Origin of the sequence: Cupriavidus sp. Met-2, from assembly GCF_049843575.1 — a bacterium.
Lineage (GTDB): Bacteria > Pseudomonadota > Gammaproteobacteria > Burkholderiales > Burkholderiaceae > Cupriavidus > Cupriavidus metallidurans.
This window is the reverse complement of sequence record NZ_JBBHZL010000002.1, coordinates 677,231-689,766: the sequence shown is the minus strand read 5'-3', so window position 1 is coordinate 689,766 and position 12,536 is coordinate 677,231. Positions and strand designations below refer to the sequence as shown.

The window sequence follows — 12,536 nt, the reverse complement described above, 5'->3', positions numbered from 1 at the left end:
CATTGATCATGAACTGCTGATGAAAGCGGTGCGAACCCATATCAAAGAGGACTGGATACTGCTGTACATCGAACGATGGCTGGTTGCTCCGTTCGAGGCAGCAGATGGCGTTCGCATTCAACGCGAACGTGGCACCCCGCAAGGCGGCGTGATCAGTCCCATGCTGATGAATCTGTTCATGCATTACACCTTTGACGCTTGGATGCAACGAAACAGCCCAAACTGTCCTTTTGCCCGGTACGCCGATGATGCGGTAGTGCATTGTCGTAGCGAGAGGCAGGCAGAACACGTGATGCGTTCAATCGCTTCACGTCTAGCAGTTTGTGGTCTCACGATGCATCCCGAGAAATCGAAAATCGTGTACTGCAAGGACAGCAATCGACGCGCGGAGTATCCGCATGTGAGCTTTACCTTCCTTGGTTTCACTTTTAGACCCAGGAAGGCAATCGGCCAACAGAACAACCTTTTCACCAGCTTCCTGCCGGGAGTCAGTGCGCAAGCGTTGAAGCGGATGCGGCGAGCAGTGCGCGAGTGGCGGGTCAACCGCCAAACTCACGTGACGCTGGCTGCTGTGGCTCGGCTTTACAACCCAGTGATACAAGGTTGGTGGCAGTATTATGGCGCGTTCTATCGGACGGCCATGCTTGGCATCTTTCGACATATCGATAGCGCACTCAAGCGTTGGGCCGGTCGTAAGTACAAAATACTTCACGGGCGCAAGCGGCGCATATCTCAATGGTTGGACACGGTGCAGACGGCTGCCCCTCGACTGTTTTATCACTGGCAAGTAACCGAGCAACAGGTTGGATAACGGGAGCCGTATGACGCGAGAGTGTCACGTACGGTTCTGCGAGCGGCTACGGGGGCAGTTCCTGTGGCCGACTCACCACTTCGGCAGTGCGACCTGAAAGTCGCATGGGTTTCTGTTCCGCAGGTTAACGCCCGACGGAACCGATTGTTCCACCACTCGTTCCCTACCCAGACAGGCGCGGCCGGTAACAGCTGGGTCTGAAGCCCTGGGGACAATGTAACCGCCGATTTTCGGTAGGTCGAACCGTGAGGCCAGACTGAATCTGCCAGCATCAAGGCGGAGAGGTGCTAGGGATGAACGGGTACGGCTAACACACGTGAACCTCATATAAACGTCGTCAAAATAGCCAAGCCAAAGATGCTGACAGGCTTGAACCAAAAGGTAAGCGGACAGGCAGGGGGTCTTACCGATACCCCCTCGTGGATGTGGTGCCGCCGGCGAAATCGAGGAGCCCGACCCGTTCGGAAATCCATGTGGAACAGGGTAAGCCCGTAGCGCTGCCGGTTTCGGCAGGTGAGCTGTAAAGCAAGCTGTTGGTGCTGCGGGTAAAGGAATGTGGAAAAAGCGAAGGTCGCCCTGTAATGGGGCGAATACAGGTTGAAAGATCATCTGGCGCGAAAGCGAGCAGACTTCCACAAGGTCTTCCATGGCGAAACAACCTGATCAATCGTTGTACGGAGGAAAGCAGATGGTAGTGCTCACATCCCATGCACAAGCACCGGCGGGCACTGGTGCATCTTCGAACTTCGAGTCGGTCTGGCCCCTATCCTGGTGCCAAATCGAATCGCAAGTGAAACGACTCCAGGTACGTATCGCCAAGGCAACACGAGAAGGCAGATGGGGCAAGGTGCAAGCCTTGCAGCGGCTGCTGACTCGCTCGTACCGCGGCAAGATGTTGGCCGTTAAGCGAGTGACGGAGAATAGAGGCAAGAGAACACCGGGAGTTGATGGCAAGATCTGGTCAACCCCTGTGGCCAAATCGAAGGGAGTGAAAGCGTTACAGCATCGGGGCTATTGCCCTCAACCGCTGAGACGTATCTACATACCCAAAAGCAATGGCAAGAAGCGCCCGCTGGGAATTCCAACGATGCGGGATCGCGCAATGCAGGCACTGTGGAAACTGGCACTTGAGCCGGTTGCAGAAACGCGTGCGGATCCAAATTCGTATGGATTTCGGCCGCAGCGATCCACGGCCGATGCAATCGCACATTGCTTCAATGCACTGGCGAAACGCAGTTCGGCGCAATGGGTACTTGAGGGCGACATTCGAGGCTGTTTTGACAATATCAGCCACGATTGGCTGCTCGCCAACGTACCCATGGATAAAGCGGTTCTGCGTAAGTGGCTTCGAGCCGGGTATGTCGATCAGGGAGCCTTGTTCGCAACGGAGGCAGGAACCCCGCAAGGGGGAATCATCTCCCCGATACTTGCGAATTGGACGTTGGATGGGCTGGAACATGTTGTCCACACAAGCGTGGCTTCGACGAACCGAAAGCGACAGCCATTCAAGATACACGTCGTAAGATATGCCGATGACTTCATCATCACGGGAACTTCGAAGGCTATCCTGCAAAGTCAGGTTCGACCTGCAATTGAGGCATTCCTGAAAGAGCGAGGCTTGGAACTCTCTGATGAAAAGACTCACATCACGCATATCTCGCAAGGCTTCGATTTTCTGGGCCAGAACGTACGTAAGTACGCTGGCAAGCTACTCATCACTCCGGCTCGCAAGAGTGTGAAAGCGCTTCTGGATAAGGTCCGGGAAATCACAAACGGAAACAAGGCGGCGATGCAAGCAAACCTGATTCAGGTCCTGAACCCGGTAATCCGGGGGTGGGCCATGTATCATCGTCATGTTGTCGCTGCCAAGCGTTTCGCGTGGATCGACCATCAGATTTGGCGAGTGTTATGGCGCTGGGCTGTCCGCCGGCATGCCATGAAAAGTGCCCATTGGGTAAAACAACGATACTTTCGTGTAGTGGGTCAACGGCACTGGATTTTCGCCAGCAAGGAAAAAGTACGTGGCATGAGTCAACCCGCTTGGCTTTTTGCCGCAGCCAGTGTTTCGATTGTTCGGCATATCAAAATATGCAGTGCAGCGAACCCGTTCGATCCGGCATGGACGTCTTACCTTGAGCGCCGAAGAGCGCATTGTCAGGTAGCCCGGTCTCACTCAGGCTGCTGGAAGGCTTGAGCCGTATGAGGGGTGACTCTCAAGTACGGTTCTTAGGGGAGGCAGGAGTGGTAACACTCCTGCTTTACCCGACTGAAGGCGCACATCGGTGTCGATGATGAGTCGGGCTTGGTGCACAGCGTGGTGGGCACGGCGGCCAACGTGGCCGATGTCACCCAGGTCGATAAGCTGCTGCACGGCGATGAGAACATGGTCGGTGCCGACGCGGGTTACACCGGCGTCGAGAAACGCCCTGAACATGAAGGCCGGGAGGTCATCTGGCAGATCGCCGCCCGCCGTAGTACTTACAAGAAGCTTGATAAGCGCAGTGCTTTGTACAAAGCCAAGCGCAAGATTGAGAAGGCCAAGGCTCAGGTACGAGCCAAGGTCGAGCATCCGTTCCGGGTGATCAAGCGCCAGTTCGGTTATGTGAAGGTGCGCTTCCGTGGTCTGGCGAAGAACACGGCGCAACTGGTGACGCTGTTCGCGCTGTCGAACCTGTGGATGGCGCGCCGACATTTACTGGCGAATGCAGGAGAGGTGCGCCTGTAATGTGGGAAATGGCTGCCGCGAGGTGCTCGCGGCGGCTAAAAACACAGAAATAGGCGGGTGATCTGAGCGTTTTTGATCGATTTGCCGCTTTTAAAATCGGCAGGGGCTGAAGTCAGCCAGAAATACACAACTACTTCAGACCATCCCTAGTAGTCGCCCTGGGCGCGGGCCTGGAGTCCGACGCGCCAGTCCTGGTCAAGCTGGTCGTCGGTGCCGAGTTGAGAGATGTCCTTTTCTACCGGTCGGGGACCATGCACCTCGGGGAGCATTTGAAAGTGTCCGTTCGAAGGCATACAATCGAGAGTCTACATGCAAGCTACAGCGCCGCCACGGTGACACCACGCCGGATGCGGTCAGCAGACCGGGAGGTGTTACTTGAAATGCACAACCGATATGCCCGCCAGTGTCATCACGACACTCACCTACCTGGTCAAGCACGATGCGAAGCCCTATGTGCATACCGAGGCTCTGACCGGCGACAGTGAACCGCATTACTTTGCCGAGCAGGAGGAGCGCGAGGTCACGATACACAGCGGTCGTCCGTTGGCAGACAGCCTTTCTCTGGACAAGCAGGGGTTCGAATTCCATCGGCGGGATACGGTGGTCGACGACCTCTACGACGATACCTCAGTGGAAAACGTCTACTATGAAGAGGTCAAGGCCTTGATCAAGGAGTTGACGGGCGCGAGCCGGGTCATCATCTTCGACCACACCAGGCGCAGCGACGCCGAGGGGCGGGATGTTCGCGGCCCAGCCAGCCGTGTGCATAATGACTACACAGAGCACTCGGGGCCTGAACGTATCCGCGACGCGCTGGGCATGGATCAGGCCGCCACACTGGCAGCGGTGCCGGTGGCCCAGATCAACCTCTGGCGCCCGATGAGCGGGCCCGTTAAGCGCTCGCCGCTGGCCGTGCTGGACGCCTCGACGCTCGACCCCAATGACCTGCTGGCCACCGACCTGGTCTATCCGGATCGTATCGGTGAGATCTACCACCTGGCCTACAATCCGCACCAGCGCTGGTACTATTTTCCGGACATGCTCCGTGACGAAGTCTTGCTGATCAAGGGGTATGACTCGCGTCACGACGGCCGAGCCCGCTTCACGCCCCATACCGCCTTCCGGGACCCAAATACGCCGCCGGGAGCCCCACCGCGCGAGAGTATCGAAGTTCGCACCCTGGCCTTCTTTGATTAAGTTTTTGCCACCTGGCGGATAGCTGATCCACCCATGACTGCAGAGCCCTCGGCTACGGTGTGGGTGATGCCAAACCGATGTCGCTCTCTAGGGACACGCTGATCGATTACGGGTTCCGTTTGCCTTCATCGAAGAACAACCGGCCATTGAACTTTGACGAGTTCGAGAAGGTCAAGCCTCAGACCATCTTTGTTTCCGCTACTCCGGGCGACTACGAGCTGAGGGTGTCGAAAGGCAGGGTTGTCGAACAGGTTATCAGGCCAACGGGACTGCTTGACCCCAAGGTTGAAGTGCGGAAAGCGGATGGATACATAGATGACCTGCTTGCCGAAATATCGAAGTGCGTGAAGAGAAAGAATCGAGTGCTTGTGACTACGCTGACGAAGGTCAGTGCAGAAGAGCTAACGGATTTCTTGACGGACAACGGGATTCGAGCGCGCTACATGCATTCGGACATAAAAGCGGAGGATCGTGTTGAGATCATCAATGGCCTGCGCGCAGGAGAGTTCGATGTTTTGATTGGGATTAGTCTTTTGCGCGAAGGGCTGGATATTCCAGAGGCATCATTGGTTGCCATTCTCGATGCAGACCGTGCAGGGTTCTTGCGTTCGGCCCATGCGCTCATTCAGATGATCGGTCGAGTCGCTCGGAATGAAAACGGCAAGGCGATCTTGTACGCCGACGCGGTGACGCCGGCGATGAAGCAGGCGATCGATGAGACCAATAGGCGCAGGCAGCTTCAAATTGCCTTTAACGAGGAAAATGGGATTTCTCCAGCCTCGTCTGTGCGAAAACTAGCAGGGGAAGAGACGAATACGGAGGAGCCCACCGTTCATTCCGAGGCTTTCTGCGAGAACTTGTCCGACCTTTGCGATCAGATCACTGCCAAGGAACAGCAGCTACTCGAATTTACCGATACCGGTGACGAGCAGCGCGTCGAAGACATTCGTCGTCAGTTGGATGGGTTGTACCGGCAATTCATTTACATCTAATCGTTCGCCGGCATTGGGTTGCATGGCCGACCGATCTGCATCTGGGGCAAGCGGGCAGACGGTCGGCTCATCATTCAACCGGAGGGGTGAGCCGCCGAGGCTCAGTGCCCCGCTTTCCAAGATGTGTGCCCTACAGCGTCTTGCGAGGAGTCAGGGCAAAGCTGGCAACGATCCCACGGCGAGCAGCATTTCATCAAATACCGCTCGAACCCGTCCTGGAATGGGGCCACGCTGAGGCCGATAGACGTACAACCCCCATGCCGGAGGTTCTTCGTTCTCCAGCACTCGCACCAGCTTCCCGTTGGCAATGTAGGGGGCAGCCATGTAGTCCGCCAGTTGCGCGAAGGCGATTCCGGCCAACGCTGCCCCCATTTCGATGTCGGCATTGTCAGCGACGAGAGTGGGTGCGGTAGGTGTCCACTGGCGTCCCGCCTTGAAGTGCCAAGGCTAGGGGCGGCCGGTATTGATATCCAAGGCCACGGTAACTGGCAGGCTGCTTAGCGCATCGATGTTTGCAGGTACGCCCACTTTCTTGATCAGGCGCGGAGCGGCAACGATGGGGAGTCTCATGTCGGCGGCCTTGCGTGCGACGAAGCGGCTATCGCGCATGAATCCGACCCTGATCCCGACGTCAATCCCTTCGTCAACCGTATTGCTGATGCGATCGGACAGGCGCACATCCAGCGTGATGCCGGGATGACGCGCGGCCACGCGCTCCAGTGCCGGTAGCACCGCTCTGGTGCCCAAGCTGTGCGGTGCGGTGATGCGAACCGTGCCGGACAGAGAGGCCTGCTGGTCGGAGCTAGGCGTTCGCCACAGATCCTCGAACCGCTCCAATGCGGGGCGCACTTGGTCTAGCAGCCCTTCGCCGAAGGCGGTGATGCGCACCTGGCGCGTGCTTCGATGAAACAACACCTCGCCGTAGTGTTGCTCCAGTTGCTGGATGGCACGGGTTACACCTTGCGGAGAAGTCCCCAGCCGGACGGCCGCATCGCGAAAACTGCTGCTTTCGGCCGCCACCCGAAAGATGCGCAGTAGTTCCATTTCTTTGTTCATGACGCACGCCTCATGGCCGGTTTCGCTGCTCGTTAATTGTTCCAGATTGTGGAATTATAAAATCGCAACAATTCCATATACAAGGAGAGCGCGGTTGCCCAGACTGACAACACCCCGGAATGCTCCGCTCCGAACAACCCAACAAGGAACGCGAATGAACGCTGCGACTCTCATCACTGCCTACTACGACGCCTTCAACCGCGGCGACCGCGAGGCCATGCTGTCAATGTTGACCGATGACGTCGCGCACGACTTGAACCAGGGCGCTCGTGAGGTCGGTCGCGAAGCCTTCCGCGCCTTCCTGCAGCGCATGGACCGCTGCTATGGCGAGCAACTGCGCGGGATCGTGGTGATGGTCAGCGCCGACGGCCTGCGTGCAGGCGCGGAGTACGTGGTGCATGGCGAATACAAGGTGACGGACGACGGGCTGCCGGAAGCCCAGGGCCAGCGCTACGTGCTGCCGGGCGGCGCGTTCTTCGAGATCCGCGATGGCAAGATCGCTCGTGTCACCAACTACTACAACCTCGGCGACTGGATCGCACAGGTTGGAGGGGACGCCTGAAATGACCAGCGACGTGCAGGTGCTGGTTCGTCGTGGCCCGGACATTGCCGAATGGTTCGATGCCGTGGCAGGCCTGCGGGCGAGCGTCTTCCGCAGCTTTCCTTACCTGTACGAGGGCGACACCGAATACGAGAAGCACTACCTCGCCATGTACGCCCGTTCGGCAGACAGCCTGCTGGTACTCGCGCTCGCTGATGATGTGGTCGTGGGTGCGTCCACGGGGTTGCCGCTCGGCGATGCGGAGCCGGCCTTCCATGTGCCGTTCGCCGATCGAGGAATCCCGGTGGAGGCAGTGTTTTACTGTGGCGAATCAGTCCTGCTCCCGGCCTTCCGGGGCCTTGGCCTGGGCCATCGCTTCTTTGACGAGCGCGAAGCGCATGCCCGTTCGTTGGGCGGCATGCAGTGGGCATCGTTCGCGTCGGTGGATCGTGCAGACGACGATCTCCGGCGTCCTTCCAACTACCGCAGTAATGACCCCTTCTGGACCCGTCGCGGCTACGTGCGGCAGTCGGACATGAAGGTTACGCTGCCCTGGAAGCAGGTGGGTGAGCCGAGCGAAACCGAGCAGACGCTCACGATGTGGCTGCACTCCCTGGAGAACGCGAAATGAAAGTAGCAGTTGCGAAATACTCAGTGGGTCAGCCCGCGGGCTTCGAGGCATTTGCTGCGCGGCAGCGGCTGGTTCTGGAGGAGGCGCGCCGTGGCGGGGCGGAACTGGCCGTGTTGCCCGAGTATCTATCCCTCGAACTGGCTGCAACGTTCGAGCCTGGCATCCGCCATGATTTCAACGCCTCTCTGGCCGCGCTGCAGGCCTTGCAGCCTGCGTGGCTGGCACTGTATGCCGACCTGTCGCGCGAGTTGTGCATGACCATTCAGGCCGGTACGTTTTTGACCCAGGTTGGATTGGACCGCTACCGCAACCGGGCTTGGTGGTTTGCGCCTGACGGCACACGCGACTACCAAGACAAATTGCAGTTGACGGGGTTCGAGAAAGACGCCGGCGTCATCGAGGGTGGCGACGAACTGAAGGTGTTCGATTTGAAAGGCGTGCGTGCCGGCATCGCTGTTTGCTATGACAGTGAGTTTCCATTGCCCGTGCGAGCCCAGCGAGAGGCGGGAGTGCGCCTGCTGCTGGTCCCGAGCTGTACCGACACCCAAGCAGGTGCAACCCGGGTCCGTGTGGGCTGCATGGCGCGGGCACTGGAGAACCGAATGTTCATCGCGCAGGCCGTGACGACCGGAGCTGCTGACTGGAGCCCGGCGCTGGACACGAATACTGGCGAGGCCACGATCTATGCACCCATGGATCGCGGATTCCCGGAGGATGGCATTCTCGCGACGACTTGCGGCACGCAGACATGGGCGATTGCTGATCTGGACGTTGAAGCCCTCGAACGAAACCAGGAACAGGCCCAGGTTGCGGTCGATCGTGACTGGGACGGCCAGATGTTGCCTGCACTGAGGAAGGCTCGGTACTCGGGTCGTCAGGTCGCCTAGCCGGTCTCATCTTGATAGCTTCAGCTCGATGAGTTGGCTTAGATAGGCCATATCTATCTGCGCATAGATTTTTCCAGTTTGACCGGTTTTGAACTTGCCCCGATGCTGTCGATACATGCAAGAAATATTCATTGATTTGAATGTTTTGCGCTTCTTGGGAACAAATCTGTACTAGCCTGTAATAGTGCTCGAAGAGCACAGAATTTGTGGCGAAGTTCGGCCGCATATACTATGGTGGAGTATTGTATAATGCGGCGGTGTACCCAAGTAGAGAGGTGTTCGATGCCACACAGCCCGGAAGAAAAGAAGCAAGCCCTGACGCGCATCCGGCGCATCAAAGGTCAGGTAGCGACTCTTGAGCAAGCGCTCGATGCAGGTGCGGAATGCCCTGCAATTCTTCAGCAGCTTGCGGCCGTTCGTGGGGCAGTCAACGGATTGATGGCAACCGTTCTGGAGAGCTATCTGCGGGAAGAGTTTCCCAGTAGCGAAATCAGGAGCGATTCGCAGAACAAGTCCATTGACGAGACCATCTCTATCGTCCGCTCCTATCTGCGGTAGAGGCACCAGGGTGCCCTCGGTGAGGGCAAATTTAGTTAGCTAGTAAAGGAAGCGACATCATGAAATCACGTGCAGCAGTTGCCTTCGGGCCAGGAAAGCCGCTGGAAATCGTCGAGATCGACGTCGAGCCGCCGCGCAAGGGCGAGGTGCTCATCAAGATCACGAACACCGGCGTTTGCCATACCGACGCCTTCACCCTGTCGGGCGACGACCCCGAAGGTCTCTTCCCGGTCGTGCTGGGTCATGAAGGTGCGGGTATCGTCGTGGAGGTGGGTGAAGGTGTGACCAGCGTGAAGCCTGGCGATCACGTCATTCCCCTCTATACCGCCGAGTGCGGCGAGTGCCTGTTCTGCAAGTCCGGCAAGACCAACCTGTGTGTCGCGGTGCGCGCCACCCAGGGCAAGGGCGTGATGCCCGATGGCACCACCCGCTTCAGCTACAACGGCCAGCCGATCTACCACTACATGGGCTGCTCGACCTTCAGCGAATACACGGTGGTGGCCGAAGTCTCGCTGGCCAAGATCAACCCGGACGCCAATCCCGAGCATGTCTGCCTGCTGGGTTGCGGTGTGACCACCGGCATCGGCGCTGTTCACAACACGGCCAAGGTTCAGCCGGGTGACTCTGTGGCCATCTTCGGCCTCGGCGGCATCGGGCTCGCTGCGATTCAGGGGGCACGCCAGGCCAAGGCAGGTCGCATCATCGCCATCGACACCAATCCAGCGAAGTTCGAGCTGGCTCGTACCTTCGGCGCGACCGAATGCCTCAACCCGAAGGACTTCGACAAGCCGATTCACGAGGTTCTCATCGAGATGACCGGTTGGGGTGTCGATCACACCTTCGAGTGCATCGGCAACGTCAACGTGATGCGCTCGGCACTAGAAGCAGCACATCGTGGCTGGGGCCAGTCGATCGTCATCGGCGTGGCTGGTGCAGGCAAGGAAATTTCGACGCGCCCGTTCCAGTTGATCACCGGTCGCACCTGGAAGGGCTCGGCTTTCGGCGGGGTCAAGGGCCGCACTCAACTTCCCGGCATGGTGGAGGACGCAATGAAAGGCGAGATCGATCTCGCCCCGTTCGTCACCCACACCATGGGCCTCGACGACATCAACAAGGCCTTCGACCTGATGCATGAAGGCAAGTCGATTCGCACGGTGATCCACTACTGACCGCCCACTACCCATTCAACACCAACCACCAAGGAAATTAATCATGTCCACTCCTGTCATTTCTGGCGATGGCATCTTTTCGCACATTTTTATCGGCGCTGCCGACCTTCAGAAGTCGGTCGCGTTCTACGACGCCGCTCTGGGTGCTCTTGGCATCAAGAACCTCGGTCCTTTCAACAACGGATGGGTACTTTTCGGTCGCGAAAAGCCGGCTTTCATCATCGCCCGTCCGGGCAATGGTGAAGCGCCCTCCAGCAACGGCGTGACGATCGGCTTTGCGGCCGCCACTCCCGCCGAAGTGGATGCCTTCCATGCTGCCGGCCTTGCCGCAGGCGGCACCGACGAGGGCCAGCCTGGCGCACGTGGTCACCTGCCGGGTGCCTATGCGGCCTACCTGCGTGATCCGGCGGGCAACAAGGTCTGCTCGTACACCTTCGTCTGAAAGCAAGGAAGCTGAGGGCGTTCTGAAAGGGCCAGCACAAGCCTCTATACGGCGAGCCTATTAGACGGACCGTGTAGAGCGGTGCCTGCTCATGAAGATCGGCCCGCAGCCATGTGCGAAACGCATGGCTGCGGGCATTTGCTTTGAAGCGTGTTTTTCAACCAATGAGAAATGAGGTCGTTATGCAAGAGCCGGCCAACATCAATGCGACGACCGTACAACCCGCCCCGACCGCCACCGTGTACGGCATGCCGGCCTATGCCGATCGTGCTGCGGCCGTGGGTGAAGTGCATGCGCGCCCGCATCTGTTGATTCAGGCCCCCCGCGGCATATTGCAGCTCGCTTTCATGACCGAAGGCGATCAGGCCAGGGATCAGATGGCGATGAGTGAGTTGTCTCATCGCTTCGGCGTTGCCGAGCCCGACCACGCTACGCCGCTTCACGGCATGACATGGGATGAGGGAGACCTGCACTGTGAAAAGCACACCGAGTTCTCAACGTATCTCTGGTGCGCTTCGCTGGATTCCGAGACGGGAGAGCCGTGCGGCGAAAATCCGTTCAAGCATGGATTTGTTCCTCCCGGCCCGGTCGTATCCGGCATCCGTTTGAGACTTCTTCCATGGACGCCGGAAACGGAGAAGGAGGCCGATCGCTTCGATCCTGCCAGCCTGTGCTACTCGCTGGTGGAGAACGGCTCTGCCGCCATCCTCACCGACTTCCGACAGGATGAGGATGGCCTGACGCAGATCCTCGTCCTTGCCCGCGATTTGACCCCGGCGCGGGCGGGTGCGCTGGCTCAACGTCTGCTGGAGATCGAGACCTACCGTACCTTGGCGTTGCTGTCCTTGCCGTTGACGCGGTCGATGACGTCGGAGCTGCGGCGCATGGAGTCGCGCCTTGCGGCGATCACCGACGAGATGTGTACGAGCTTGGTGGAACGGCGCGACAGCGACGTGCTGCTGTCCGAATTGACCGGCCTGGCTGCCGAACTGGAAGCTGGCGTTGCGGCGAATCTCTATCGCTTCGGCGCCAGTCGTGCCTACTACGAGATCGTCGAGGAAAGGCTGGCAGCGCTTTCGGAAGAGGCCGTATCCGGGTACTGCACCTGGGCGGATTTCCTGCAGCGTCGCATCGCTCCCGCCATGCGGACATGCCAATCCGTAAAGGAGCGCCAGACCAAGCTCTCCGACAAGCTGACCCGGGCCATCGCGTTGCTGCGTTCCTGGATCGACGTCGAGCTTGAACGCCAGAACCGCGATCTGCTTGCGTCGATGAACAACCGGGCCAAGATGCAATTGCGCCTTCAGCAAACCGTCGAAGGCCTGTCGGTCGCGGCAATTTCTTATTACGTCGTGAGTCTTCTCGGCTATTTGCTCAAGGGCATTCCGATGGTTCACGACAGCGTGGCGCCGGTGATGGCGGTTCTGGTGCCTGCGGTGATGCTGACGATCTGGTGGATCGTGCGCAGGATCAGACACGCCCACGGCGACACGGCAGCGGAAGAGAAATCTTCCTGACGAGCTGCCG

The 12,536-nt window shown here is 58.6% G+C and carries 12 protein-coding genes and 2 pseudogenes; 12 read left to right on the top strand and 2 right to left on the bottom strand.

Going from position 1 to position 12,536, the window contains the following annotated elements:
* The 3 genes and pseudogenes from WD006_RS08435 to WD006_RS08425 all read left to right on the top strand — a co-directional run.
* Window positions 1–811 (top strand): reverse transcriptase domain-containing protein (locus WD006_RS08435; protein WP_425648195.1); only part of this gene is annotated, 811 nt, incomplete at its 5' end.
* A 790-nt stretch (window positions 812–1,601) separates the two neighbouring features.
* Entirely contained in the window at window positions 1,602–3,005 is a 1,404-nt protein-coding gene (gene ltrA, locus WD006_RS08430) for a group II intron reverse transcriptase/maturase (protein WP_231582313.1), read from the top strand.
* A 72-nt stretch (window positions 3,006–3,077) separates the two neighbouring features.
* Window positions 3,078–3,536, top strand: a pseudogene (locus tag WD006_RS08425) (IS5-like element ISPre1 family transposase); the annotation flags it as partial.
* 146 nt (window positions 3,537–3,682) lie between these two features.
* On the opposite strand, the gene WD006_RS08420 reads toward WD006_RS08425, so the two are convergent.
* Window positions 3,683–3,805, bottom strand: a complete 123-nt coding sequence (locus WD006_RS08420; RefSeq protein ID WP_017513125.1) for a hypothetical protein — start codon at window positions 3,803–3,805, stop codon at window positions 3,683–3,685.
* A gap of 106 nt (window positions 3,806–3,911) precedes the next feature.
* On the opposite strand from WD006_RS08420, the gene WD006_RS08415 reads away from it, so the two are divergent.
* Complete coding sequence (locus tag WD006_RS08415; protein WP_024569584.1) at window positions 3,912–4,733, top strand: CmcJ/NvfI family oxidoreductase; 822 nt, start codon at window positions 3,912–3,914, stop codon at window positions 4,731–4,733.
* A gap of 59 nt (window positions 4,734–4,792) precedes the next feature.
* Window positions 4,793–5,725, top strand: a complete 933-nt coding sequence (locus WD006_RS08410; RefSeq protein ID WP_286962390.1) for a helicase-related protein — start codon at window positions 4,793–4,795, stop codon at window positions 5,723–5,725.
* Window positions 5,726–5,875: 150 nt separating this feature from the next.
* Here the strand turns inward: WD006_RS08410 and WD006_RS08405 are convergent.
* Window positions 5,876–6,769, bottom strand: a pseudogene (locus WD006_RS08405) (LysR family transcriptional regulator).
* Window positions 6,770–6,935: 166 nt separating this feature from the next.
* Between WD006_RS08405 and WD006_RS08400 the strand changes: the two are divergent.
* From WD006_RS08400 to WD006_RS08370, 7 genes are all read left to right on the top strand, one after another.
* Window positions 6,936–7,343, top strand: a complete 408-nt coding sequence (locus WD006_RS08400) for a ketosteroid isomerase-related protein (protein ID WP_017514126.1) — start codon at window positions 6,936–6,938, stop codon at window positions 7,341–7,343.
* Between the two features lies 1 nt (window position 7,344).
* Window positions 7,345–7,953, top strand: a complete 609-nt coding sequence (locus WD006_RS08395) for a GNAT family N-acetyltransferase (RefSeq protein WP_007182546.1) — start codon at window positions 7,345–7,347, stop codon at window positions 7,951–7,953.
* A complete protein-coding gene (locus tag WD006_RS08390; protein ID WP_007182547.1) occupies window positions 7,950–8,840 on the top strand; it encodes a carbon-nitrogen hydrolase family protein in 891 nt (296 codons plus the stop codon). Before WD006_RS08395 ends, WD006_RS08390 begins: the two co-directional genes overlap by 4 nt.
* A gap of 282 nt (window positions 8,841–9,122) precedes the next feature.
* Window positions 9,123–9,398: a formaldehyde-responsive transcriptional repressor FrmR gene (gene frmR, locus WD006_RS08385; protein ID WP_007182548.1), complete on the top strand. Its 276-nt coding sequence runs from the start codon at window positions 9,123–9,125 to the stop codon at window positions 9,396–9,398.
* 59 nt (window positions 9,399–9,457) lie between these two features.
* Entirely contained in the window at window positions 9,458–10,567 is a 1,110-nt protein-coding gene (locus WD006_RS08380) for an S-(hydroxymethyl)glutathione dehydrogenase/class III alcohol dehydrogenase (protein ID WP_007182549.1), read from the top strand.
* 43 nt (window positions 10,568–10,610) lie between these two features.
* Window positions 10,611–11,009, top strand: coding sequence for a VOC family protein (locus WD006_RS08375; RefSeq protein WP_017514589.1), 399 nt, complete (start codon window positions 10,611–10,613; stop codon window positions 11,007–11,009).
* 182 nt (window positions 11,010–11,191) lie between these two features.
* The gene (locus tag WD006_RS08370; RefSeq protein WP_023106334.1) at window positions 11,192–12,526 is read left to right on the top strand and encodes a DUF3422 family protein; all 1,335 of its coding nucleotides are present in this window, start codon (window positions 11,192–11,194) and stop codon (window positions 12,524–12,526) included.
* Window positions 12,527–12,536: the final 10 nt, after the last annotated feature.

Coding starts and splice junctions, on each gene's coding strand:
- WD006_RS08395 (WP_007182546.1), top strand. CDS start 7,345: ATGACCAGCGACGTGCAGGTGCTGGTTCGTCGTGGCCCGGACATTGCC.
- WD006_RS08390 (WP_007182547.1), top strand. CDS start 7,950: ATGAAAGTAGCAGTTGCGAAATACTCAGTGGGTCAGCCCGCGGGCTTC.
- frmR (WP_007182548.1), top strand. CDS start 9,123: ATGCCACACAGCCCGGAAGAAAAGAAGCAAGCCCTGACGCGCATCCGG.
- WD006_RS08400 (WP_017514126.1), top strand. CDS start 6,936: ATGAACGCTGCGACTCTCATCACTGCCTACTACGACGCCTTCAACCGC.
- WD006_RS08380 (WP_007182549.1), top strand. CDS start 9,458: ATGAAATCACGTGCAGCAGTTGCCTTCGGGCCAGGAAAGCCGCTGGAA.
- WD006_RS08375 (WP_017514589.1), top strand. CDS start 10,611: ATGTCCACTCCTGTCATTTCTGGCGATGGCATCTTTTCGCACATTTTT.
- WD006_RS08420 (WP_017513125.1), bottom strand. CDS start 3,805: ATGCTCCCCGAGGTGCATGGTCCCCGACCGGTAGAAAAGGACATCTCT.
- WD006_RS08370 (WP_023106334.1), top strand. CDS start 11,192: ATGCAAGAGCCGGCCAACATCAATGCGACGACCGTACAACCCGCCCCG.